This is a genomic window from Nocardia macrotermitis, assembly GCF_009604405.1.
GTDB lineage: Bacteria > Actinomycetota > Actinomycetes > Mycobacteriales > Mycobacteriaceae > Nocardia > Nocardia macrotermitis.
Genome location: NZ_WEGK01000005.1, coordinates 1 through 24,632, shown reverse-complemented (window position 1 = coordinate 24,632; position 24,632 = coordinate 1). Strand labels below are relative to the sequence as shown.

16 protein-coding genes are annotated in these 24,632 nt (G+C 67.5%); 8 read left to right on the top strand and 8 right to left on the bottom strand.

The genetic code is table 11. From position 1 onward, the window contains the following. Window positions 1–33 precede the first annotated feature (33 nt). The 6 genes from NRB20_RS12960 to NRB20_RS12935 form a co-directional block, all read right to left on the bottom strand. Window positions 34–1,698 carry an ICP22 family protein gene (locus tag NRB20_RS12960; RefSeq protein ID WP_153410379.1) on the bottom strand — a complete coding sequence of 555 codons (1,665 nt, stop codon included), beginning with the start codon at window positions 1,696–1,698 and terminating at the stop codon, window positions 34–36. A gap of 178 nt (window positions 1,699–1,876) precedes the next feature. Beyond that, window positions 1,877–2,167, bottom strand: a complete 291-nt coding sequence (locus NRB20_RS12955; RefSeq protein WP_153410378.1) for a WXG100 family type VII secretion target — start codon at window positions 2,165–2,167, stop codon at window positions 1,877–1,879. Between the two features lie 36 nt (window positions 2,168–2,203). Further along, on the bottom strand, window positions 2,204–3,025 hold the full coding sequence (locus NRB20_RS12950; protein ID WP_153410377.1) for an ESX secretion-associated protein EspG: 822 nt from the start codon (window positions 3,023–3,025) through the stop codon (window positions 2,204–2,206). Beyond that, a complete protein-coding gene (locus NRB20_RS12945) occupies window positions 3,022–5,544 on the bottom strand; it encodes a hypothetical protein (RefSeq protein WP_153410376.1) in 2,523 nt (840 codons plus the stop codon). The genes NRB20_RS12950 and NRB20_RS12945 overlap by 4 nt, the downstream gene beginning before the upstream one ends. A 52-nt stretch (window positions 5,545–5,596) precedes the next feature. Then, window positions 5,597–12,115 (bottom strand): WXG100-like domain-containing protein, encoded by a 6,519-nt coding sequence (locus tag NRB20_RS12940; protein WP_153410375.1) that lies wholly within the window; start codon window positions 12,113–12,115, stop codon window positions 5,597–5,599. A 90-nt stretch (window positions 12,116–12,205) separates the two neighbouring features. After that, entirely contained in the window at window positions 12,206–12,703 is a 498-nt protein-coding gene (locus tag NRB20_RS12935; RefSeq protein ID WP_194289832.1) for a YbaB/EbfC family nucleoid-associated protein, read from the bottom strand. A 429-nt stretch (window positions 12,704–13,132) separates the two neighbouring features. Between NRB20_RS12935 and NRB20_RS37535 the strand changes: the two genes are divergently transcribed. The 5 genes from NRB20_RS37535 to NRB20_RS12910 all read left to right on the top strand — a co-directional run bounded on the left by NRB20_RS37535 (window position 13,133) and on the right by NRB20_RS12910 (window position 18,066). Beyond that, window positions 13,133–14,869 (top strand): hypothetical protein, encoded by a 1,737-nt coding sequence (locus NRB20_RS37535; RefSeq protein ID WP_194289831.1) that lies wholly within the window; start codon window positions 13,133–13,135, stop codon window positions 14,867–14,869. 83 nt (window positions 14,870–14,952) lie between these two features. Continuing rightward, window positions 14,953–16,458, top strand: coding sequence for a glycosyltransferase family 2 protein (locus tag NRB20_RS38050; protein WP_227833480.1), 1,506 nt, complete (start codon window positions 14,953–14,955; stop codon window positions 16,456–16,458). Between the two features lie 35 nt (window positions 16,459–16,493). Next, window positions 16,494–17,177: a hypothetical protein gene (locus tag NRB20_RS12920; protein WP_153410373.1), complete on the top strand. Its 684-nt coding sequence runs from the start codon at window positions 16,494–16,496 to the stop codon at window positions 17,175–17,177. 84 nt (window positions 17,178–17,261) lie between these two features. Further along, on the top strand, window positions 17,262–17,723 hold the full coding sequence (locus NRB20_RS12915; protein ID WP_319944841.1) for a YbaB/EbfC family nucleoid-associated protein: 462 nt from the start codon (window positions 17,262–17,264) through the stop codon (window positions 17,721–17,723). Between the two features lie 37 nt (window positions 17,724–17,760). Continuing rightward, complete coding sequence (locus tag NRB20_RS12910; RefSeq protein ID WP_153410372.1) at window positions 17,761–18,066, top strand: hypothetical protein; 306 nt, start codon at window positions 17,761–17,763, stop codon at window positions 18,064–18,066. Window positions 18,067–18,132: 66 nt separating this feature from the next. On the opposite strand, the gene NRB20_RS12905 is transcribed toward NRB20_RS12910, so the two are convergent. Beyond that, window positions 18,133–18,888: a MerR family transcriptional regulator gene (locus tag NRB20_RS12905; protein WP_153410371.1), complete on the bottom strand. Its 756-nt coding sequence runs from the start codon at window positions 18,886–18,888 to the stop codon at window positions 18,133–18,135. A 174-nt stretch (window positions 18,889–19,062) separates the two neighbouring features. Between NRB20_RS12905 and NRB20_RS12900 the strand changes: the two genes are divergently transcribed. Together NRB20_RS12900 and NRB20_RS12895 are read left to right on the top strand one after the other, a co-directional pair. After that, window positions 19,063–20,604 carry an amino acid permease gene (locus NRB20_RS12900; RefSeq protein WP_153410370.1) on the top strand — a complete coding sequence of 514 codons (1,542 nt, stop codon included), beginning with the start codon at window positions 19,063–19,065 and terminating at the stop codon, window positions 20,602–20,604. 132 nt (window positions 20,605–20,736) lie between these two features. After that, a complete protein-coding gene (locus NRB20_RS12895) occupies window positions 20,737–23,058 on the top strand; it encodes a serine/threonine-protein kinase (protein WP_153410369.1) in 2,322 nt (773 codons plus the stop codon). Window positions 23,059–23,083: 25 nt separating this feature from the next. Here NRB20_RS12895 and NRB20_RS12890 read toward each other — a convergent pair whose 3' ends face one another. After that, complete coding sequence (locus NRB20_RS12890; RefSeq protein ID WP_194289830.1) at window positions 23,084–23,869, bottom strand: hypothetical protein; 786 nt, start codon at window positions 23,867–23,869, stop codon at window positions 23,084–23,086. 105 nt (window positions 23,870–23,974) lie between these two features. Between NRB20_RS12890 and NRB20_RS12885 the strand changes: the two genes are divergently transcribed. Beyond that, window positions 23,975–24,136, top strand: a complete 162-nt coding sequence (locus NRB20_RS12885) for a hypothetical protein (protein WP_153410367.1) — start codon at window positions 23,975–23,977, stop codon at window positions 24,134–24,136. Window positions 24,137–24,632 lie beyond the last annotated feature (496 nt).

Genomic DNA, 24,632 nt, shown 5'->3' with positions numbered 1-24,632 from the left:
CCGGGATCCAACTCCGTAATACCCACCGCACGATCAGATACTCAGATCGGCCGCCGCACCCGTCTGCCGCTGCTGGAAACGCTCCTCGAAACCGGCGACGTAGACCGACGGAGCCGTCGAGGAGGACGACTGCTCGATCACGCCGTCGTCGGCGATGTAGAAGATCGCGCGGCCGATGGCGATCTCGCCCTCGGGGACCGGGACGAAAACCATCCAGCCCACGTTCAGCCGTTCGGCCACCAGATCGCTCACCGGATAGTCGGTGGTGTCGATGCCCAGGTTCAGGATGTGTTCGCGCACCAGGGCGATGGCCCGATCCTCGGACAGCGCGACGGCGTCGTCGGTCACCAGGCCCGCCAGCGAGAGCTGGTAGAGGGCGCCGTCGATATCGTCGGCCGGATCGTCGAACAGGGCGGTGAGGGTGTCGCGGGTGACCACGCCGGCCTCGGCCGCGGACACCAGGTTCATCGCCGCGGCCCGCTGGGTGCTGCTCGGATCGTTGCTCACCACACCGCACACCACGTCGGCGACGGTATCGGCGGACCAGGCGCCGGGAATCGCGGCGCTGATCTTGTCGGAGGTCGGCGACTCGCCGCGGTACCAGCTGTCCCGATCCCACCAGTAGCAGAACGACATCAGGCCGCGGGCCGCGCGCGGATTCAGGACCTGGTTCGCAACCCATTCCGGCGCACCGGAATACAGATCCGGCATCGGCTCGCCGTCGTTGTAGGCCGCGTCCAGCGCCGGGGCGTCCCAGACACCGCCGGAGAGCACCGCGCGCCCGCCCGGCAGGATGTACAACGTCGAGCCGCTGCGCGAGGAACCCTCGAAGACGCCCAGCGCGGGCAGCACCCGCGGACCCCAGTCCGAACCGATCGCGACGAAGGCCGCGGCGATGGTGGCCCAGCGCGCCCAGAACACCGGCAGCACCGGGAAGTCGTCGTAGGACGGCACCGGCACCACACCGGCCTCCCGCTCGGCGCGCACCGTCTGCGCGGCCTGCTGCGGTGAGCGCCACTGCCGGTTGTCGTGGCCGACGTACGCGGCCAGCCACACCGGCACCCGCTCGCGCGGAAAGGCTTGCAGGTCGGCCAGATACGCGTCGGGGACGAGCATCTGGTCGTCGGGGAACGGCTCGTCGCCGTAGTCGTAATCGGCCTCGACGTGGCCGGACACGTCCAGGCGGATCTCCATCCGCCACCACGGGCCGTCACCCAGTTGCGCGGACACCTCGCGCTGCATCTGCACCAGATCGATGATCTCCGGGGACGGTTCGCGCCGGGCCACCCGATCGGCGTCGTCGTAGTACAGGGTGTAGGTCACCCCGCCCGCGACGGTGATCGCGAAGTACGCCTCGAGCCGCCGCCAGCCCTCCGGCCCGGCGACCGCCAGCTCGCGCGCGATGGTGTGCGCGAGCTGGGTGGCCTGCTGTTCGATCGAGGAGGCTTCCTCGGCGGCCGGATCCGACGCGTCGGGATCCGCGGGCGTCTCCTCATCCACGAGCGAGATGTCCAACGGCGCTTGCGCGCCCGCCTCCGGCGTGGGTTCGGCACTCACACCCGCCGCGGGGCTCGCACCCGCCTCGACGGACGGTCCCGCGGCCGGGCCGGGGGCGTCCCCGGCCGGAAGACCGCCCAGGCTGAAGGTGACGTCCGGGGCGTCCTGGCCCTTCGGCGCATCCTGGTGCGGATCGGTCATGTACTCGAACCCTCCTCGGTGCCGCGACGGCCTGCCGCATCACGGACACCGGCAATCATGCCGTGTCACCAGCCGTCACGCTATTCAACGGTATCGCCGATCGACGTGAACGACGAGCCAATATCTCGAAAACGGCCGCAGCCGAATCCATTCCGGACCGACGCCGGACCATCGCGAACTAGTGGTCCATATCGTCCATCTTCTGCGCGGCATCGTTCATGCCGGTGCCGAACTGGCCGAGCGAGACGACCAGGTTGTCCGCACCCTGCACCAGATTCTTGCTGGAGTTGGTGTAGCCGCTCTCACCCTCGGTGAACTTGTTCCCGTAGTGATCGTGACCCCAGGGGTAGCCCTTGGCGTTCAGATGGTTCTTCAGGTTGTTCACGATGGTGGTGACCCGGCCGGTCACATCGGTCATCGTGCCCGCCGCCTGCCGCAATTTCGCGGTGTCGACCTCGACTCTGGTCATCGAACTCTCCTTTTCCGGTCGTCCTCGGTGATCGCGTTACCAGCGGTCCTCGGGACGTCCACTCTCCCAATGGGTATCGAGCCGCTCCATCAGATTGTCGATCTGGTCCTGGAGTTTTCCGGCGAGCCCGTTGCGGCTGATGCCCACGGCCACCGGGGCATCGTCCATGTTCATCAGATAGCGGCCGTCGTCGATCACATCGCGCCAGAGCATCTTGGTCTCCTGGATGCCGCGCGGACCGTATTTCGACCGGCCCTGCAACACGCGCAACGTCCCGGTCCGGCTGGCGGGCAGGTTGAAGAACTTCGTGGAGGCGACGGCGGGCGGATCCTCGTCGTCGTCCCGGAAGAAACTGCTGCCGCCGTACCCGACGTGGTCGGCCGGATCGATGATGATCGGGGTGCTCCCCAGCCTGCCCGCCTCGACGTTGGGCATGGACCGGACCACCTCGGCCGCCAGACTCCGCGGATCGATTTCGGTGATGATGAATCCGTCGGTGTGCCAGTAGGACTTTCCGGGCAGCTGCTCGAATTTGTACGCCTGCGCGCCGCTGCGCGCGAAATGGATGTACGTGGAACTCTTGCCGTCCGGCTCCTTGCCGTCCGCCATGTCGCTCTCGTCCCAGGCGTGCAGCCGGATGCAGATCTCCGGCGCGCACATGACGTCGATCACCGAATCCCAGGACGGATCCCATTTCGCCCGAAGTTCCTGCCAGACATCGGCTCTGAGCGCGCGGCCCGCGTCCAGGGACATGTGTTCCTCGAGCGTCCAGAACAGCGGGTCCGGCAATTCCCCGCCTCGGTACTTCTCACAGAGCACCTGGAATTCGATGCCGGTGAAGGTCCACGACAGCGTCACGGCTCGATCACCGGCCTCACCTTGTCGATCGGGTCGAGGATCTCATCGAGGTTCGACGCGCCGTCCAGGAATTTCGCCCGCTTGTGTTCCTTGTTGCTGTTGGCCTGCTGACTACCACCCATGGGTCCGGGCATACCCGGCATGCTCGGCCCGTTGGTGGCGTTCGAGGTGTCCAGCGTGTGATCGGTCGAGACCGGCAGGTCGGAGCCGGCCGCGCGAGGGAACAGTTTCGACACGTCGGGCGAACTGTTCGGATCCAGCGCCGCGCCGACGGCGTTCGAAATGTCCTGTCCCGCACCGCCGAGCGCGTTCCCGGCCTCGGTCAGACCGTGACCGAGACTGCTGAGCGCGTTGTTGAGCATGTCCGGCATCCCGGCCAGGCCGGAGGTCGCCGCCCCCAGCAGCGTCGGCAGCAGGCCCGAGAGCGCGCCGCCGAGGGTGTTGCCCAGGCCCTCCAGGCCGGACAGCGCGCTGAACGGGGATGCGCCCGACAGGCCGAGCGCGTTCTCGGCGGCCAGGTAGCCCGCCGAATAACCCGCCTCGTAACCGGCCGCGTAGCCCGAACCGCTGAGGCCGTACGAACCGTAGGCGCCGCTGCCGTAGCCGTACGAACCGTAGCCACTGCCGTACCCGCTGCCGTAGCCGAAGGAACCGTAGCCACTGCCGAATGCGCCACTGCCGTAACCGATTCCGGAGTACGCGCCGAGTCCGGAGTAGGCGCTCATACCGGACAGGGCCGCGAGACCCGCGGAGTAACCGGCCATGTACGCCGACCCCATCGCGCCGGTGTAGCCACCGGTGACCGAGGAGCCGCCGCCGCCCGCGGTGGTACCGCCACCGCCCGCGGTACCGCCGTAGGTACCGGCACCGCCGGCGCCACCGGTACCGCTGGCAGCCGCCCCGGCACCGCTGTAGGCGCTGCCGACACTGATGCCGCCGTAACTACCAGCGCCGTAGCCGCCGCCGGTACCGCCACCCGTACCGCCACCGGTGCCACCCGCGCTACCACTGCTGGCGCCGTAGGCACTGCCGTAGCTGCCCGCGCCGGCGCCGTAGCTGCCCGCGCCGGCGCCGTAGCTGCCCGCGCCGGCGCCGTAGCCGCCGCCCGTGCCGCCACCGGTGCCGCCGGTCGAACCGCCGCCGTAGCCACCGCCGGTGCCGCTGCCCGCCGCGGCCTGCGCCGCGGCGTAACCCGCGGAGTACCCCGCGCCGTAACCGGCCGAATAGCCCGCGCCGTAACCGGCGGAATAGCCCGCGTTGTAACCGGAATCGGCGCCGCTGCCGTAGCCGCTGGCGTAGGTGCTGCCACTGGCGTAGCCGCTGGCATAGGTGCTGCCACTGGCGTAGCCGCTGGCATAGGTGCTACTACTCGCGTAGGCGCTCGCGCTGGTGCTCGCGGTCGCGCTGCCGCTGGTGCTCCCACCGGCGCTGCTGCTGTTCGAGCCGCTCGAGCTCGTATTGCCGGTCCCCGCACCGAGAACGGTGATGTAGGGCAGCGCCTTCATCGCGTTCTGGATACCGACGGTGTAGTCGTTCTTGTACGCGTCCAGCGCCTTGTTGCGCCACTTCTTGATGGTGCACGGGCCGACCCACTTACGCCAGTTCCCCTCGGTGTCGGTGGGCATCTGATCGAAGGTGGCCTTGAGGAAGCCGCTGGTGTACTTCAGCACCGTGGACAGCTCGCTGATGCTGTTGCTGAACGCCATCGCGTTGTTCTCGAAACGCGTCACCGCGGCCATGGCCGCGGTCGCGCCCGTACCCGTCCACATGTCGGCAGTGATCTTCGACAACTGCTGGGTCACCTTGCCGACGTCTGTGGACAGCTGGGTGGCCAGCCATCCGTACCGCACGCTCGCGGCTTCGGTGTTCCAGTCGCTGCCGATCATCGACCGGTCGAAGTAGTAGAAGTCGTCGTAGGTCCACGAGCTGGCGTCGTTGATCTGCACCGTCTGACCGGTGTCGTGGTTCAGCGGGGTGGTGGGCGCGTCGGGCATGTCGCCGCTCACCGAGAACGTCGAGGCGTCCGGCGGGGGGTTCACCTTCGTCGGGTCGGCGGTGATCGCGGCGTTCCGCACGCTGTCGAAGGTGTCGACCGTCTGGCCCTCGGCCTTCTGGTACGCCTTCAGCGCCGCGATGAACGTGTCCTGCATATTCGTCAGGATGGACTTCAGGCCGTCGATCCCCGCCAGGATCGACTCGCCCTTCTGGTTGTAGATGTTCGTCAGCTGCGGGCCGGCCGGGTCCAGCGCGTAGTTGGTGATCGGCTTGAGGCCGTTGAGGTTGTTGTCGGTGACGTACTTGCGAAAGACGTCCAGTTGCAGGATCAGTTCGTGGACTGCGGCGGCACTGTCCTTGAACACCTGGAAATCGGCCTTCATCCCCTCGGCCGTGTTCAGGGTGAGGCTCGGCGGGTCGCTGCTGGCCCAGGTGTGGAGATTGTTCCAGTCCGACGTGTCCTGTGGCGTCGTATCCGTAGGGCCACCGGTCGTCGTACCGCTGGTGCCGGTACCGTCAGCCATCTCTTTCCTACTCCCTCATCAAATTCACTAGGTGTCTACCGAGCGTGCTGCCCTAATCGGAATCCCGGGTGCTCGTCCCCGGGGCCCTCGGTTCGCTGTCGGTGGTCTTGGACCCGCCCTCGGCGACCGTCGTCTCGACGCTCACCTTCGGCTTCTGCTTGGCAGGATCGCGGGAGCCGGCCTGCGGCGTCAACGGCGCGCCCAGCGTGAAACTGACGTCCACGTCGGCGGTCGGCTCCTCGCCTCCGATCTCCTCGTCCGGCGAGGGCATCAGAACCGCCTTGGGCGGCTTGCGCTTTCGCTTGTCGTCCTTTTTCCGGTCCTTCTTGTTGCGGTCCTTGGGTCCCTTGGACTCGGCCGTCGCGCCGGGACCGCCCGCGCCGCCGGCGCCGCCCGAACCGCCCATGCCCGAACCGCCCGGCAGGCCCTGGCCGTCGGATCCGTCCTGGGCGAACGGATTCCGGTCGGCCGGGGTGTGCTGGTTCGTCGGATCCTGTATACCCGTACCGCCGTCCAGGGACCCGAGGTGACCGTTGCGCGAGGCGCCGTTGGTGCCGTCGTCGTTGGTGACGTCGGCCATGGACTTGTTCGCCTCGGGACCGTACTGCGACTGCTGATCGCCGGAGGCGCCGGTGCCGTCGGTACCGGAACCCGTTCCGTCCGTGGATGATCCGGTGCCGTCTGTGCCCGAACCTGTGCCGTCTGTGCCGGATCCGGTGCCGTTGGCGCCCGAATGTGTTCCGTCCGTGGACGATCCGGTGCCGTCCGTGCCGGAACCCGTGCCGTCGGTGCCCGAACCCGTGCCGTCCGTGGACGATCCCGTGCCGTCCGTGGACGATCCCGTGCCGTCCGTGGACGATCCCGTGCCGTCCGTGGACGATCCCGTGCCGTCGGTGCCCGAACCGGTGCCGTTCGTACCCGATCCGGCGCCGTCGCCACCGGTACCCGCGGACGATCCGCCCGCACCCGAGGTGCCCTGGGCTCCGGACGGGTTCTGCGCCAACGCATTCAGCAGTCCGGGGGCCGACAGGGACGGCAGCCCGTTCTGCCCGGTGAGCGCCTTCAGCAGCGAGTCCAGGGCGGGGCTGGCCGCGTTCAGCAGATTCGACAGGCCCTGCGCTCCCTGGTTCGCGAGACTCGACAGATCGCCGAGACCCGACAGGCCGTTGTTCCCGGTCAGCCCGTTGAGCCCGTTGAGCATGTTGTTCAACCCCGACAGCCCGTTGGCCCCGGTCGGTCCGGACAGCAGATTCGACAGCCCGAGCGGGTTCCCGGCCGAACCGAGCAGATCCGACAGGGCCGAGGGCGACAGATGCGACAGGCCCGCCAGATTCGACAGCTGCGACGGCGAAAGTCCAGCCAGCCCACCGAGACTCGACAGACCCGGCAGATTCGACAGGCCCGACAGGCCCGCGAGCTGCGCGGAGTTCAATCCGTGCAGACCGGCCAGCTGGTTCGACAATCCCGTTGCCAGATCCGCCGCGTGCCGGGCAGCGGCGGCGGCCTGCTGGGCCTGGGCCATGCGGGCCGCGGCCTGCTGCGCGGCGGCCGACTGACCACCGACACCGGCCAACTCCTGTGCAGCGCGACGCGCGGCGCTGTGCAGCGCCGACAGATCCGGACCGGAGTGGTTGCCGCCGCCGTATCCACCGCCGCCGTAACCACCGCCACCCCAGTTGCTCGTCCACGGCGGGTTCCAGTGGAACGGTGGCGGTTCGTAGATGATGATCGGCGGCGGTGGCGGCAGTTCCAGCGGCGGTGGCGGCGGCAGGTCCGGCACCAGATCCTGCGCCGGGATGAACTCGATGCTCGACGGCCCCAGCGGCGCCATGTACTCCATCGGATCGGGCGGCGGCGCGGGCAGCACCTCGCGCGAACGGAACCGAGTGGTCAGATCGCCGCCCAGCACGTACTGGCTGTCCCGGTCCCGCGGCGGCTGCTTGGCGCCGTCGGCATCGTTGACATGCACCTTGCCGTGTTCGTCGACGGTCCAGGTGGTGCCGTCGGGGCGGCTGCCGGTGGAGTTGCCGTCCTTGTCGGTGACGCGCACCGAACCGTCCGAACGGACCTCCCGGATCGACCCGTCCGGATTCTTGATCCCGATCATGCCGTCGGTCCGGGTCTCACGCGAAATCCCTTGCAGGTCGGTGAATTTCACTCCACCCTTACCGACCTCGGACACCGAGTCGCCGTGGAACACCTTGAAACCGCCCGGGGTGTTCTCCAGCGTCGAGTCGTTGGACAGTTTGACGGTCCCGTGCGTCGAATCGACCGACGAGCCGCCCTTGACCGCCTCCCCGTCCGGGCCGGTGACGGTGACCTTGCCCTTGGCGTCCTTCTCGAAGGTGGTGCCGTTCGGGTCGGTGACCTTGATCGTGCCCTTCGAATCCACTTGCAACCCGGTGCCGTCCGGGCGGTCCAGCCGCACCGGCGGCCGCTGCGGGCCGGTCATCCGCTCCATGATTCCCGACGGTTCGGGCGCCTTGGGCGAGGACGTGGTCGAACCGTCCGGGAACGTGGTCCGGCGCTGGCCGAACGGATTCGAGCTGTCCGCGATGACGTGCGTGGCGCCGTCGGCGTCCTTGACCGTGACCGCGCCGTCGCCGTGCAGGGTCTGCTCGGTGCCGTCGTGCACCGAGACCACGGTCGGGGCGTCCGGGCCCCGCTGCACCACCGTGCCGTCCGGCTTGGACAGCGTGGTGTTGCCGTTCGTCTCCTCGAAAAGCGTTGTGCCGTCGGTCTTTACGGTGCTGACCGTACCGTCGGGGGTTTCCGTGCGCACGGTGCCGTCCGGGGTGACCGCGTGGGTCGTGGTGTCCGGGCGGTCGACCGTGATGGTGCGATCGGGGTCGACGGTGATGGTGCGATCGGGATCACCGGGATGCCCGACAATGACGTTCTTGTTCTTGTCGACCGTGACGTGCATGCCGTCCGGCGTGGTGATGTGGACGTCATCGCCGCTCTTGTTCCACGCGGCGCCGCTGCCCTGCCATCCCGACTTGGAGCCCGATTCCCTTCCGCTGGAACCGAATCCGGTCTTGGTGCCGTCCTCGGCGACGAAGTCCGCGGAACCGTTGCGCTTGATCGTGACCGTCGCGCCGTCCGAGGTGGTGGCCTTGACCGACCCGTTGGGCAGCGCCTCGACGGTGACCGATTTCCCGTTCTGCCCGACGAATTCGACGCTGTGGTCGCTGGTCTTGGGCGTCGAGGCGCCCGGGGTGATCCGGCTGAGGAATCCGGGCTTCTCCGCGGGCGCGGGCGGGTGGATGGTGAACCGGTGCGGATCGTTTCCGCCGCGCCCCACCTGGATCGGGCCGCCGTCGGACTTCATCAGGTGCGCGGTGCCGTCCGGCGAGCTGATCAGCAGATCGCCGTCGGAGTTCTTGTTCCAGCTCGCGCGGTCGGTCTGCACGACGTGCGTGCTGCCGTCCTCGTGCGTGACGATCGTCGGGCGGTCCGGTCCGAATTCGACCTTGCCGCCGTTCGGGCCGTGGATCGTGGTGTGCCCGTTCGGGGAGGCGAATTCCGTTGTGCCGTCCGGCTTCACGGTGGTGGTCGTGCCGTCCGGGCCGGTGGTGCGCACCCCGCCGCCGGGCAGCGTGGTGTGCGTGGTGCGGTCCGGGCGGCCGAAGGTCTGCTCCTCGAACTGGCCCGCGCCCTTGCCGGGTTTGCCTGCGGGAGTGCCGGTTTCGTGGCCGTCCGCGCCCACGAAGCGCACCGTCTTGCCGTCCGCGGACACCGAGATCCCGTGCTCCTCGCCGGGACGGGTGATGGTGATGTTGCCCTCGGAGTCGACGGTGTGCCGGGTGCCGTCCGGGGAGACCACGGTGGTGTTGCCGTCGGCGTCCTTGGACCAGCTCTGCTTGTCGGTCGAGACGGTGTGCTGGGTGCCGTCCGGGGTGGTGACGATGGTGGGCTTGCCCGGCTCGGTCTCGATCTTGGTGCCGTCCGGGCGGTAGGTGGTCTTCTTCCCGCCTGTGGAGCTGACCTCGGTTTCGCCGTTCGGCTTCACGGTGACGTTCGGGAACCGCACCGAACCGTCCTTGCCGAAGCTGTGCGAGCCCGCGGATCCGCCGCCGTCGACGCCGCCGTGCACGCCGACGAAGACGAAACCGTCCTGCACCTGGACCTCGGTGCCGTCGGGCAGGCGGACGGTGAACGTGCCGTCCTTGTTCCGCCGCCAGGTCGGGTTGTCCGGATCGGTGGAGCCGCCGCGGTTGTTCCCCGGGGTGGCATCGGAGTGCGAGCCGCCGTCGGATTCGCTCCGGGATCCGTAGGGGGACAACGGAGTCTGATCGGACCGGCCGCCGCCGACCCCGGCACGCGGGCCGTTGCCGGAGGTGCCGGAGTCCTCGTTCGAACCGCGCAGGGGGGTCGAGTTGCCGTCGCCGAGCGGGCGGCCGCCGCCGGTGTTGCCGGTCGAGGAACCTGTGCTCGGCGTCGCGCCGACCCGCGTCGGGGTGGAGGTGCCGTCGCCGGTGACGCCGACCGACGGGCGCGGACCGCTCTGCAACGGTGTGCCGCCGCCCGTGGTCTTGATCGAGGACGCGATCGGATTGCGGGTCCCGGTGCCGCCGTTCTCGGTACTCGAACCCAGCGAACTCGACGCCCGGATGGGGGTGCTCGTCGAATTCGTATCGGACGAAAGTGGCCGTATCGCACTGGAATTCGTCGACAGATCCGATCCGAGCTGCGAGGTGCTCGGGAACGCCGGGGTGGCCTTGGGCGTGATCGGGCTGACCGGCGACAGGTCCTCGGACTTCCACGGCGAGGTGTCCGACAGCGGGCTGACGTCGCCGTCGCCCTCGCGGGACAGCGAGAAGCCGGACACCGAGGTGTCCACCTTCAGCGTCGGGCGCGCCCGGGTGCCGTCGCCGGTGCCCGCGATCGACGAGGACGAGGACGACGAGGAGGATTTGATCGGCGAGGACTGCGAGGTGCTGCTGGTGGACGAGGACTGCGACGCGGCGCGCTGCGGGGTCTGACTGCTGTTGTTGGTCGTGACGTCGGTCTTCTGCGTCACCGGGGTCTCGGTGACCGACGCCTTCTGATTCGACTGTACGACAGGGCCTTCGGTGACCTCGGACTTCGGATTCGTCTGTACCGCGGGGCCGTCGGTGATGTTCGACTTCTGGTTCGACTGCACGACGGAGTTGTCGGCCCCGCCGGACTTCTGATTCGACTGCGCGAGCGGATCTTCCGAGGGGTTCTTCTTGCCGCCACCGCCGACGCCACCGGACTCGTTCACCGGTGGATCCGACTTCTGTTGTCCACCGGTCGAATTCGACCCCGGACGCTGATCGCTCTGATTCGATCCGGTCGGGGTGGTCGACTTCTGGTTGGCCGGTTGGTTCTGCGTCACCGACTCGTTCGAACCACCGCGCCCGTTGGTGATCGGGGTCTGGTTGCCCGGATGCTCCTCGCCGAAACCACCGCGCGAGTTGCCACCCGGCATGAAATCCGAACTGCCGCCGCGGAATTCGTTCGACGACGGCGGCGGGGTCTCCGAACCCCCGCGGAATCCGGTCGGGATGGTCGACGGGGAGTCCTCGCCCCCGCCGCGGGTGAACGAATTCTCGAAACCGCCCTTGGGCGTGAAGGATTCGATCTCGAAGCTCTTGGATCCCGGCGCTCCGATGATGCCGCGGTAACCGCCGATACCGCCGCCGATGGCCCCGCGGATCGCACCACCGGCCCAGCCCGCCCCGCTGCCGAAGGTCTCGTTCCAGTCACCGGTGATCGCCGCGGCCACCACGTTGGTCACCGCGTTGCCGAAGACACCGCCTGTCGCGCCGATCACCATGCTGTTACCGGTGCGCACCCACGGATTGGCCAGCTTGTTGCCGAGGAACTTCTCGGACTGCTTGCCCAGGAAGTTGCCGAAGCCCTTGCCCACCGCGCCCATCGCGGCGCCACCGGCCAGCGCGGTGCCGAATTCGGTGGCGTTGAAGTTCTTTCGCTTACCGTCGGCCATCTGCCCCAGCTGCACGGCGGCGTCGACACCGCCGGAGATGAGCGCGGACTCCAGGATGCGCGCGACCCAGCCCTTGGCCAGATTCGCGAACTTCTCGCCGAAGATCCGCAGCACGCGCGCGACGATCTGATCCTCGAGCATCCGGGCCAGGAACCGGACCACCGCGCGGGTCGCGCCGATCGCCGCGGCCTCCTCTGCGGGCGCGGTCGGCGGGAACAGCCACGCCCAGGCGATCTCGATGGCGAGCATGATCAGCGAGATGATCACCATGAGCTTGGCGGCCTGCACCTGGGTGCCCATGTCGAAGGCGGCGTCGCCGACCGAATCCATATATTTCGCAAGGGTTTCCACCGACGAGTCACCCTGCAGCATCTGGTCGAACATGGCCGCGATGTTCTCGCCGCCGGTGCCCTGCGGATAGGCCGAGACCGCTACGCCCTTGGCGCCCTGGATCTCCGAGACCACACCGCGCAGCGCCTCCGCGGTGTCCTTCCAGATCTGTGAGACCGCCCAGATGGCGTCCTCGTCACCATCGGGCCATTCGGTGCCCGCGACATAGCCGAGCCAACGAAGCTCGGGCGGCAGATAAAGACTCATGCTGAGACACTCCGGCACGAGCGGGGCGCTACGTGGTTACGCTCCGCTACCGCCTCCGCGCCTGACCGCGCGCGCCCGCGCAACCCGCACCTACCGGTCCGTGTCGCTGACGATCGAGCGCGGCCGGACATCCTCGACGTCACCGAAGACCATCGTGGGCTCCTCCTCGCGCCGACGTTCGGCGGCATCGGGCGGCGCGATCGACGCGGGCGGAGCGAGCGGCATCATCTCGCCGAGATCCGGTGCGCCATCGAGTAATTCGGACAGCCGGGGCAGGCGCTCCTTGCGCTCGCGCAGCGGCTGCATGAGATCGCGGGCCTGCTTGTGCACCTTCGCGGACGCGGCCTGAACCGACTGGGTCATCGCCAGGGCGATCTCCTCGTAGCTCAGATCCTTGATGTCGTCGGCGAATTTGGTTTCGATCAGAATGCCGTCGGCGTTGACGGTGACCGAGATACGTTTGTCGCAGGCGGTGACGGTGGCCGTGAGCTGGGACCGGTTGCGCTGGATCTCGGCGATGCCGGACATCTGCTCGGCGAACGCCTCCATCATCATCGCGGCATCGGCCTGCAGTCGCTCATTGCTCATCGGCAACCTCCACGGATCAATGCTACGGCCGAACCCGTTGAGCCGCACGTCGAGACGTTGCCCCGGCGCACGTTCAGCTATATCCGGACGGTCCGGACCGTTGCTGTCGTCGAGGTTCATCATGGCCGTTCCACGCCGCATTCCGCACCGCAATGCCGAAGTTGCCCAGCCGATCCGGAGTCACGTGACGAGCACCCCAACGGTAGGCGTAATGCCGGGGAAATCTCCAGACAACTTCGGACGAATCATCGGTGGCGACGAGATGTACTGAACGCCAACAGTTCTCGACGTGAGGTCGGACACATCACTGCGCCCGCGGAGCCGTCCGGCACACCGGAGCGGCCGGGTGCGGCGACGCGCGCGATCCGAGACCGGCATCACGGGCGACGGCCACGAGCAGGCCGGAGGGGACGATGTAATACTGGCGCGGTGCGACGCAACCTTGTCATTGTCCGAGCCGGCGACACGTCGATGCACGAGAAGTGGCTGGCCGGGCCGGTGGATCGGAACTGGGACCTGATCGTCAGTTACTTCGGTGACGACCCGGACCGCTACCGGGTGCCCGACGTGGTGCGCATCGACGCGAAAGGCCCGAAGTGGCCGCCGCTGGGTCGGCTGATCGCGAGCCTGGCCACCCTGATCGACCAGTACGACTACATCTGGCTGCCGGACGACGACATCGACGCGGACACCGCCGCGGTCAATCTGATGTTCGACTACTGCGCCGAATACCAGCTCTCGCTCGCCCAGCCCGCGCTGACCCCGGACAGTTCCATCGTCCACCCGATCACCCGGCTCGACGCGCGATACACGTTGCGCTTCACCAACTTCGCGGAAGTGATGGCCCCCTGCCTGAGCCGGGAATTCCTGCGCCGCACGCTCGGGGAGTTCACCGAGACCCAGTCCGGCTGGGGTATGGACTACGTGTGGACGAGCATGCTCGGCGAGGGCGACACCGCCATTCTCGACGCGGTACCGATGCGGCACAGCCGCGCCCAGGGCAGCGGTCCGCTGTACGAGGCGGTGCGCGAGGCCGGGGTGGAGGATCCGCGCGAGGAGTACGACGCCTACATGACCCGCAAGGGCCTGGTCCGGCAGCAGCAGGTGGTGTATCGCGGCATTCCGGCCGGATTCCCGGAACCGGCGAGCCTGGTCCGCCGCCGCCTGACCTGGCAGGCCCCGTCCCGGGCGGTGCTGGATCCGGCGCGCTGCGTGGTACTTGTCCCGGTCGCGGACAAGATCGAACCCGATTGCGCGCGTGGACTTTTCGAACTCGAACGGCAGGGCTACACGGTCTGGCGACTGTACGGGGCCTCGGCGATCGATCAGGCCCGCAGCCAGATGGCCACCGACGCGCTGGCGGCCGGGTTCGAGGAGTTGATGTGGATCGACGCCGACATCGACTTCCCACCCGACGCGGTGAACCGGTTGCGTGCCCTGGATCTGCCCGTGGTGTGCGGCGTCTACGCCAAGAAGGGCCGCCGCGAGTTGGTGGTGCACTTCCTGCCGGGTACCGAACAGCTGGTGTTCGGCGGGGCGGGCGGCGTGCTGGAGATCAAGTACGCCGCCACCGGATTCCTGCTCACCAAGCGCTCGGTGTACGAGAAAATCCAAGCGGCGGAACAACTTCCGATCTGCAACCGGCAGTTCGGCACCCCGACCGTGCCGTACTTCCTGCCGATGGTCGTCGACGATGGCGAGAATCCCTGGTATCTGGGTGAGGACTTCGCCTTCTGCGAGCGGGCCCGGCGCAACGGCTTCCCGATCATGGCCGACACCCGAATTCGCCTGGGGCACATCGGCCGTAACTCCTACAGCTGGGAGGAGGCCGGTACCGACGCGCCCCGCTACCACACCTACACCTATCACCTGCACCCGCCGAAGCAGGAGCAGGCCGAGCCGGAGAATGCCGCACCCCCGGCCGAGAAGGTCGCGCTGCCCCCGATCCCGGACAGCCCGACCCCGGAGGATCTGATCGGACCGGACAGCACCCCGAAAGATGCTGCCGCACAGGACGATTCGGAATCTCCGACGCCGATCGAATCCGATACCGACACACCACCCGATACCGACGCACCCGATACCGTCACCGACCCCGAAGCGGCCCCCGACTGGGCACTGCCGCGGCCGGACGACGCACAGCCCGTATCCGGACGGAAATCGTGACCGAATTCGTGGACAACTTTCCTCTCGGCCCCGCCCTCGCACGCGCACAGGCGGACTCCGGCGACCGATGCGATACTGACGTTGTGCGACGTAACCTTGTCATCGTCCGGGCCACCGAAATATCGCAGCACGAGTCCTGGCTGACCGGTCCGGGCGATCGGAATTGGGATCTGATCGTCAGTTTCACCGGTTCCGATACGAAACGTTTCCGGACCCCGCACGCGGTACGGATGGATTTCGAGGGCTCGAAATGGGATGTGCTGCGCGAGGTGGCGCGGGCCTCGGGCGATACCTTCGAACAGTACGAATATGTCTGGCTTCCGGACGATGATCTGCAAACCGATACCGCATCGATCAACAGGCTGTTCGAAATCTGTGCCGAATACTCGTTGGCACTCGCGCAACCCGCACTCACCGCCGACAGTTATGTCGATCACGAGATCAGCCGGATCGTTCCCGATCAGGTGCTGCGATACACGAATTACATCGGTCCGATGGCCCCCTGCTTCGGCCGGGAATTCCTGAATCGTTGTCTGCCGGAATTCCAGGGCGCGATCTCCGAACCCGGCCTGGCCGCACTGTGGCCGACCATGCTCGGCGAGCACGATATCGCCGTCGTGGACCGCGCGTCGGTGCGCAACGTCCGTTCGCGCCCGATTCCGCGGCCCGCCACCGACGAGGAACTCGAACAGTTCGCCCGGCTCATCGAGCTCGAGGACACCGACGACTACGACGACCTGCCCGATGTGAATCCGACGATCGTCGCCTACCGGCACTACCTGGACGCGCACGACCTGACGCCGATCGAACCGCGGGTGCGCGGCGAGGTGGCCGCCGATCCGGACGCACCGCCCGCGACGCCGCCGAAACTGGACCCCTTCTGGGTCGCCTCCGATACCCGCGAACGCCTGGATCCGGCGCGCTGCGTGATCCTGGTCCCGGTCGGTGACAGCATCGAACCCGATTGCGCCAGTGCGCTTTTCAAGCTCGAGCAGCTGGGCTATCCGGTGTGGCGGCTGTACGGCGCGTCCGGTATCGACCAGGTCCGCAGCCAGATGGCCACCGACGCGCTGGCGGCCGGGTTCGAGGAACTGATGTGGATCGACGCGGATATGTCCTTCCCGGTCGAGGCCGTGATGCAGCTGCGCACCCTGGACCTGCCGATCTCCTGCGGCGTCTACACCAAGAAGGGCCAGCGCGAACTGGTGGTGCACCTCGAACCGGGCACCGAGCGGTTGACCTTCGGCGAGGGCGGCGGCCTGGCCAAGATCAAATACGGCGCGACCGGCTTCCTGCACACCCGCCGGCGCCTCTACGACGAGATCCAGGAACACGAGCAATTGCCCACCTGCAACAAGCATTTCGGGCGTCCGGTGGTGCCGTACTTCCTGCCGATGGCGGTGCCGGTGGGCGAGGACTTCTGGTATCTCGGTGAGGATTTCGCGTTCTGCGAGCGCGCCCGCCGCTGTGGATACGACATCATCGCCGACACCAAGATCCGGCTGGGCCACATCGGGCGGCGGACCTACGGGTGGGAGGACGCGGGCAGCTCCCAGGAGCGGTTCGCCAGCTTCACCTTCAACTTCTGATCCGCGCGCACATCTCGACGAGGAAGTGAACTTCGATGGACCCGTCCCGCTGCGTCGTCATAGTTCCGATCGGCGGCTACCTGGAGCCCGAATGTGCCAGGGGCCTGGCACAATTGGAGGCGCGCGGCTATCCCGTGCGCGCCGTGCCGCGGTACGCCGCGATCGATCAGGGCCGCAGTCAGCTGGCCACCGACGCGCTGATGGACGACTACGAGGCGCTGATGTGGATCGATTCGGACATCGGTTTCGACGCGAACGCGGTGGACATGTTGCGCGAGCACGATCTTCCGGTGGTGACCGGGATCTATCCGCGCAAGGCGCGGCGCGAGCTCGCCTGCAAACTGCTGCCCGACACCCCGAAGATCATCTTCGGCGAGGGCGGCGGCCTGCTGGAGATCCGGTACGCGTCGATGGGCTTCTGCTACACCCAGCGCACGGTCTACGAGCAGATGATCGTGCACGAGGAACTTCCGGTGTGCAACAAGCAGTTCGATCGCATCACGGTGCCGTACTTCCTGCCGATGGTGCTGCCCGAGGGCACCGAGCACTGGTACATGAGCGCGGAGTACGCGTTCTGTGAACGCGCCCGCCGCAGCGGATTCCGGATCATGGCCGACACCCGGATCCGCCTGGGCCACATCGGGCGGCACACCTTCCAGTGGGAGGACGCGGGCACCGACCAACCCCGTTACGCCACTTACGAGTTCAATCTTCACTGAGCTCCCGTGGCGAATACACGGTAAACTCGGAGGAGTTTCCGTGCGCGGAGATCTCGCCGTCGGTGCACCAGGAGAAGGGCTGTCGTGAGCAACGAGAGAGCCAAGGCCGATCTCGCCGATCTGCTGGATACGGTCAACACCCACATGCGCTCGATCGCCGACGCCCAGCGCCAGCGCACCGAACTCGTCGCCAGCGCCACCGCCTCGGAGAACCGGGTCGAGGTGACCTGCAACGCCGACGGGGTGCCCATCGACATCGTCTTCGCCGACGACATCGATGATCTGGACTACGACGAGATCGCCACGGCGGTGCTGGAGGCCGCGCAGGACGCCGCGGCCGCGGTCGCCAAGAAGGCCGACGAACTGATCGCGCCGATCCGCAAGACCCGCTCCCGGCTGCCGAGCCTGTCCTCGATCGTCGCGGACCTGCCGGATCTGTCGGCCAAGGTGCCCGAACCCGAACGCGCGTCGTTCGATTCGCCCGCGGTGCGCAAGCAGGAGCGGCCGGACCGGGCCCAGCCCTGGTCGGTATCCGACGACGACTGATCGAGACCACTGATCGAGAAGTGAAGGTGAGGACCCCATGGCCGAATCGGTAGAGCTGAATCCCGAGGGACTGCGCAAGTCAGCCACGGAGTTCGAGGGCGTCTCCGCCACCACCAAGGCGATTCTGGACAAGTTGCAGGGCGCCAGCGCCGCGAAGGGCGCACCCTGGGGCGACGACAAGAACGGCAAGAAGTTCGCCGAGGGCGAGAAGGGTTACATCACCAATCGCGACGGGATGTTCAACACCCTCTCGCAGTTGGTGACCGTCTTCGCCGACAACGCGAACAACCTGCGGGACTCGGCGAACACCTTCGAGCAGAACGAGAAGAACTCGTCCCAGTAGCGGTTCGTGCCTCGCGTGCAGTTCGATCGCGCGGCTCACACGTCGTTGTGCGGGGCGCGGCGCGGTTCACATCCCGTCGGGCAGGATGTCGCCCAGCTCCCGGGTGATGTGCTCCAGATATCGGGCCACGTACTGCCCGATCAGATCCCCCGCGACCCGGCCGGGCATCGAGCGCGTCATCGACAGGTGCCCGACCAGTTCGGCGACGTCCTGGGACTTGCGATCCGAGCGCCGGAAATCGCGCACCGCGGTCCGCTCGAACATGTCCACGAACTGCCGGGCGATGTGGTCGCAATCGTCCCGCAAACGCTCGATCTCGTCGAGCACCCGGGTCGGCGGCACGCCCGCGCTCATCAGCTGGGCGGCGATGTCGACCAGGTGCGGATCCTTCACCCGGTAGGTGGTGGCGTCCAGCGGCTCGTACAGTCCGGTGGCCACCACGCGGGCCAGGCCGTTCGGGATCTCGCTGTAGCGTTCGGCGAGTTCGGTTGCGGCAACGGTGGTTTCGGCCGCGACTGGCACCGGTTTGGCGGGTGCGGGCGCCGGGGCGGTGGACGCGCTGACCCCGAGCACCGCGGCCAGATCGTCGCCGCGATCCCACGCCTCGAGCAGATCACGCACCCCGTTCAGCTTGATGCCGCGATCGAGCAACCGGCTGATGATCCGGACCCGGTTCAGATGCTCCTCGCTGTAGAAGCCGGTGCGGCCCTTCAGCTGTGGCGGAGGCAGCAAACCGCGCTCGTTGTACACGCGCAGGGTGCGCACGGTCATCCCCGCCTCGCGCGCCAACTCGTCGATCGTGAACTCCGATTCCACAGCCATACCTCCAGGAAACCATATGGAAACCCGTGTCCACAGTGCGCGTAACCACCGGGTTTCGGTGAGAGCCTTGGGTTTCCATGACGTTACATATGAACTTACCTCTTGCATGTGCCATTTATCAGCGGTACGTTACACCACACAGCGGTATGATTGGCATCACAGGAAAGGTCCGACATGACCACCGTTCAACCTCCTCCGGAGACGCAGGCGCACTCCCTGCACGCCGAGGACGAGGGCTATCACAAGGCCCTTCGCCCACGTCAGTTGCAGATGATCGCGATCGGCGGCGCCATCGGCACGGGCCTGTTCCTGGGTGCCAGCTCACGCCTGCACTCGGCCGGCGCCGGCCTGTTCATCGCGTACGCGGTCTGTGGCATCTTCGTATTCTTCATACTTCGCGCCCTCGGCGAGCTGGTGCTGCACCGCCCGTCCTCCGGCTCGTTCGTCTCCTACGCCCGCGAGTTCTACGGCGAGAAGCTGGCCTTCGGCGTCGGCTGGATGTACTTCTTCCACTGGTGCATGACCGGCATCGCCGACATCACCGCCATTGCAACCTATGTCCACTACTGGGGAGCCACCAAGGTCATCCCGCAGTGGTTGATCGCGTTGATCGCGCTGGCCATCGTGCTGAGCATCAACATGATCTCGGTGAAGTGGTTCGGTGAGATGGAGTTCTGGGCCGCGATCATCAAGGTCGTCGCGCTCGTCGGATTCCTGGTGCTGGGCGTGGTGTTCCTCGCCGGGCGGTTCAAGCTGGACGGCGACACCACCGGCTGGACGGTCATCAGTCACAGCGGCGGCCTGTTCCCGAACGGCACCTGGCCACTCGCGTTGTCCGTCACCGGCGTCGTATTCTCCTACGCCGCAGTCGAATTGGTGGGTACCGCAGCCGGTGAGGCCGAGAACCCCGAGAAGATCATGCCCCGCGCGATCAACTCGGTCATCGCCCGCATCGCCCTGTTCTACGTCGGCTCGCTGGTGCTGCTGTCGTTGCTGATCCCGTTCAAGGCGTTCGATCCGCACGTCAGCCCGTTCGTGACCTTCTTCTCCAAGCTGGGCATCGACGGCGCCGGTACGGCGATGAACCTGGTCGTGCTCACGGCGGCGTTCTCCAGCCTCAACGCGGGTCTGTACTCGACCGGTCGCATCATCCGGTCGATGTCGATGAACGGCAGCGCGCCGAAGATCGGTTCGAAGATGTCCTCGCGGGGCGTGCCCTACGTCGGCATCCTGGCCACCGGCTGTGTCGCGCTGATCGGTGTCGGGCTCAACGCGGTCGTCCCGGAGAAGGCGTTCTCCATCGTGATGAACGTGTCCGCGCTGGGCACCATGTTCGCCTGGACCGCGATCCTGCTGTGCCAGTTGCAGCTGTGGCGGTGGGCCAAGGCGGGCAAGGCCTCGCGGCCGTCGTTCCGGCTGTTCGGCGCTCCGTACACCAGCATCTCCGCGCTGATCTTCCTCGCGGTGGTCGTGATCATCATGCTGTGCAGCGGCGATGTCACGCAGTGGGGTGCGGTGCTGGCCATGGTCGTGATCGTGGCGCCGCTGCTGATCGGCGGCTGGTTCCTGACCCGCAAGCGGGTCCTGGAGCTGGCGAACGCACGGGTCGGTTACACCGGGCAGTTCCCGGTGCTGGCCGAGCGTCCGCTCGAGCACCGGGAGGACAAGCTCTCCACTCCCAGCGCGAGCTCGGATGATGAGGCACAATCGCACTGATACCCGTCGGTTCCGGTGATCACCGGAACACCGCCGGGACCGGTCCCCGCCGCTCCGCAGTACGGATCACTCCGGCTGCGGAGCGGTGGGGTTTCCGGGTCAGTGCGAGGTCCTAGGTTCCGAAGAAGGCGAATGGCCGAGAATTCCAGCCCGACCGGCCGACCGGGTCCACCCCCGTGGTTGACGCGCCAGCTCCGCGAGGCCGCCGATACGTCGTCCTATCGGTGGGCGACCCGGCGCGCGGTGGTCACCCAGCCCAGTTCCTGGGAGGGACAGGAGGATTCGGTTCCGGTCGAGTCCGATACCGAACAGCGTTCGCGGCCCGGGGTGCGGCGGGTGGGGGTCGGGCTGGTGAGCCTGCCGCGGGTGAATCCGGTCGATCCGACCGCCGCGGTGCTGCGCGATCCGCAGGTGCCCGAGGACAAGCGGTTCTGTTGGAAATGTCAGCAGCCGGTCGGGCGCTCGGAGGAGAGCGCGGCCGAACCGACCTCGGATTCCGGGCCGCCCGACGCGTCCGCCGGGAATTGCGCGCACTGCGGGTCCCCGTTCAACTTCCGGCCCATGCTCGCGTCCGGCGAACTGGTCGCCGATCAGTACGAGGTGCGCGGCTGTCTGGCCTACGGGGGGATGGGGTGGATCTTCCTGGCCCGCGACCGAAATGTCAGCGGGCGCTGGGTGGTGCTGAAAGGTTTGCAGAATCCGCTGGACATCGAGGCGCACGTGGTGGCGCTGGCCGAACGGCAGTTCCTGTCCGAGATGGCGCATCCGGCGATCGTGAAGATCTACAACTTCGTCAAACATCGTGGCGCGGACGGGATTCCGTGCGGCTACATCGTGATGGAGTACGTCGGCGGGCGCTCGCTCAAGACCGAACTGGACGAGCGGGCCCCGGAGTTCCTGCCGGTCGCCGAGGCCGTGGCCTACATGCTCGAAGTGCTTCCGGCGCTGGACTATCTGCATTCTTTCGGGCTGGCCTACAACGATCTCAAACCCGACAACATCATGGTCAGCGAGGACGAGGTCAAGCTGATCGATCTCGGTGCGGTGGCCGCGCGGCAGTCCGGCGGGAGTCTGTACGGCACGCCCGGATACCAGGCGCCCGAATTCACCCGCACCGGGCCGACGGTGGCCTCGGACATCTACACGGTCGGGCGCACCCTGGCCGCGCTGACCATGCGGATGCCCAAGGACGCGCACGGGCACAAGCTGCCCGGAATTCCTGCCGCCGCAGACGAATCGGTGCTCACCCGGTATCCGGCGTTCGCGCGGCTGATCCACCGGGCCACCGATCCCGATCCGGCGCAGCGCTTTCCGTCCGCCTACGCGCTGTACCGGCAGTTGCTCGGGGTGTTGCGCGCGGTGCTGGCCGCGGACACCGGGCGGGAATATCCCCAGGTGTCCACCGTATTCAGTGCTCCGCGTGGGGATTTCGGCACCGACACACTGCTGCGGCAGACCGACGTGATCGTCGACGGGGTGCGTCGCACGCCCGATCTGGATGCGACGAAAGTGGCTGCGGCACTTCCTATTCCGCTGATAGACGGCGAGGATCCCAGTGCGGATCTGCTCTCGCCGCTGCTGTACGGGGATCCGCATCGGGCGTTGGACACGCTGCGGCAGGGCCGGGAGAACATGCGCACCGGCAAGATCGCCATGCCGGACACCTTCGAGCTGGAGGGCGCGTTGACCGAGGTCCGCGCCTATCTGGATCTCGGCGAGGTGCAATACGCGCGGTCGAAACTGGACGGGCTGCGCGCCGGATACCTGGTCGACTGGCGCATCGAATGGTACGGCGCGGTCGCCGAACTCATCGACGCGGACTACGAGAAGGCCTACACCCGTTTCGATCTCGTCGCCGATATGCTGCCCGGCGAATCCGCGCCGCTGCTGGCGCTGGCCGCGACCGCCGAACTGCTGCTCGAATCCGAGCACGCGGATTCCGATCGCTGGGCGCGCGCCGCGACCGACCACTATCGCGCCGTCTGGCGGACCAATCACGGAATCGCCAGTGCCGCTTTCGGATTGGCGCGCTGCCTGGCCGAGGCGAAGGATCATCCCGCCGCCGTGGACACGTTGCGGCAGATGCCCGAATCCTCGCGCCACCACGACGTGGCCCGGATGACCGCATGCCTGCTGCTGGTGACGCAACCGGCCGACGAGCTGACCCGCGAGGACCTCGACGAAGCCGCCGCCCAACTGCGCGGACTGCCCGACGAGCCGCGCCTGCAACAGATGCGGGTGCTGGTGATGAGCGCCGCGCTGGACTGGTTGCGACGCGGCGGACCGCCTCCCGAACCGGATGCGACGATCCTGGGGCTGCGGTATTCCGACGAGGCGTTGCGCGTGGGAATCGAACTGGCCCTTCGTCAAATCGCCCACGCCACCCCGCGCCGGTTGCAGCGGTACGCGCTGATCGATCTGGCCAACCGGCTGCGCCCGCGATCGTGGTGGTAGGCGCTGCCCGCGCGCGACTCCGCACTCATCGCGCGAAGATCTGACCGCGCCGGTCCGGATCGGCCAGCACGTCACGGATGAGCAGCCCCAGATCCGTCTCGTCCGGTGCGGACGGATAGTACAGATCGCAGACCACGACGCCGCCCACCGCGACCGCGAACCGGGTCCGGAGCGAATCGATGCGCTGCCAGTGCGTGGCGACATCCGGCGAGTCGAGATCGATACCGCGCGTGTTCACGTGCAGGGCGAGCCCGTTTCCGTTGCGGTAGAACACGATCGGCGTGCCACCGAGGTCGCCGTAGACACCCGCGAGACCGCCCAGCGCCAGCTCGACCGGCCGCAGCACACCCGTGGCCGGATCGAACGCCGCGCTCTCCCCCCACCCCGTGTGCGACCGGACGTAGATCTCGGTGCCGTTCCCGTGCCCGTTGCCCGGACCGATGCCGCTGCCGACGCGGGGGATGTAGTTCTTGCGTTTGCGCGAGGAGTCCGAGCCGCGCGGGGCTGCGCCCGGCAGGCCGGGGAGGCCTGGCGGTCCCGGGTACTGGGCGCCGTTCGAATCACCTTGCTGGGAAGGTGAATTCGGGCCGTCGAGGCCGTTTGCGCCGTTGTGGATGCCGGATCGGTCGGGCAGTGACATGTCCGGGGGGCCGAAACTGCCCGTCCCCGGCAGGCTCGGATACTCGGGCCGATCGCCGACCCCCGGGGCGCCCTTGCCACCCGGCATCTCGGATCCCGGTCGCGGAAGTCCCTGCGGCACAGCGCCTTCCGACGGCTGCGAGCCACCGCCCGAACCCGGAACATCCGGCATGCCAGGCAGATTCGGCGAGCTCGGTAGCGACGGCAGGAACGGCACATCCGGAGACCCCGTCCCCTGCGCCGGACACTCCGGACACGGCTTCGAATCATGCGGACAGTGGTCGTGCTGACAATGCTCGTGCTCGCCATGCTCGTGCTGACAATGCTCATGCTTGCCGTGCTCGTGCCGACAATCATCGTGCTCGCCGTGCTCGTGCTGGCAATCATCGTGCTCGCCGTGCTCGTGCTGGCAATCATCGTGCTCGCCGTGCTCGCATGAACAATGACCATGCACACCGTGCTCGTGTGGGCAATGACCGTGCTTGCAACGCTCACACGAACAATCGTCATGGCCGCCCGAACAATGGTCACGGTCGCAATGCTCATGCGAGCAGTGGTCGTGCTTGCCATGCCCACACGAACAATCGTCATGCTTGCAGTGCTCGTGCTGATCACACCCCGGCCCGGACGCACCCGGATGATGCGGCGGCGGTGTCGGCGGCTCAGGCGGCTTGGGTGGCACAGGAGGTTTGGGCGGTTTGGGCGGCACCGGCGGCTTGGGTGGCTTGGGCGGCACCGGCGGCTCGGGTGGCACCGGCGTGAGATCCGCCCCCGGAATATGCGGAGGCACACCAGGTTTCTCCGGCCACCGAAAGTTGTGCCGAATCGGAATATGCGGCGTCCGCGGCCCGTAATACGGCCAAGGCTCCCCCCGCTTCCCCCCGAGCCCCCCACCACCCGGCTCTCGTCGTGCGGGTCGACGTCGAAGCCGAGCA

Excerpts from the sequence above, each read along its gene's own strand:
- NRB20_RS12900 (WP_153410370.1), top strand. The coding sequence starts at position 19,063 with ATGACCACCGTTCAACCTCCTCCGGAGACGCAGGCGCACTCCCTGCAC.
- NRB20_RS12905 (WP_153410371.1), bottom strand. The coding sequence starts at position 18,888 with ATGGCTGTGGAATCGGAGTTCACGATCGACGAGTTGGCGCGCGAGGCG.
- NRB20_RS12940 (WP_153410375.1), bottom strand. The coding sequence starts at position 12,115 with ATGAGTCTTTATCTGCCGCCCGAGCTTCGTTGGCTCGGCTATGTCGCG.
- NRB20_RS12890 (WP_194289830.1), bottom strand. The coding sequence starts at position 23,869 with ATGCCGGATGTTCCGGGTTCGGGCGGTGGCTCGCAGCCGTCGGAAGGC.
- NRB20_RS12910 (WP_153410372.1), top strand. The coding sequence starts at position 17,761 with ATGGCCGAATCGGTAGAGCTGAATCCCGAGGGACTGCGCAAGTCAGCC.
- NRB20_RS12955 (WP_153410378.1), bottom strand. The coding sequence starts at position 2,167 with ATGACCAGAGTCGAGGTCGACACCGCGAAATTGCGGCAGGCGGCGGGC.
- NRB20_RS12945 (WP_153410376.1), bottom strand. The coding sequence starts at position 5,544 with ATGGCTGACGGTACCGGCACCAGCGGTACGACGACCGGTGGCCCTACG.
- NRB20_RS12895 (WP_153410369.1), top strand. The coding sequence starts at position 20,737 with ATGGCCGAGAATTCCAGCCCGACCGGCCGACCGGGTCCACCCCCGTGG.
- NRB20_RS12920 (WP_153410373.1), top strand. The coding sequence starts at position 16,494 with ATGGACCCGTCCCGCTGCGTCGTCATAGTTCCGATCGGCGGCTACCTG.
- NRB20_RS12960 (WP_153410379.1), bottom strand. The coding sequence starts at position 1,698 with ATGACCGATCCGCACCAGGATGCGCCGAAGGGCCAGGACGCCCCGGAC.
- NRB20_RS12935 (WP_194289832.1), bottom strand. The coding sequence starts at position 12,703 with ATGAGCAATGAGCGACTGCAGGCCGATGCCGCGATGATGATGGAGGCG.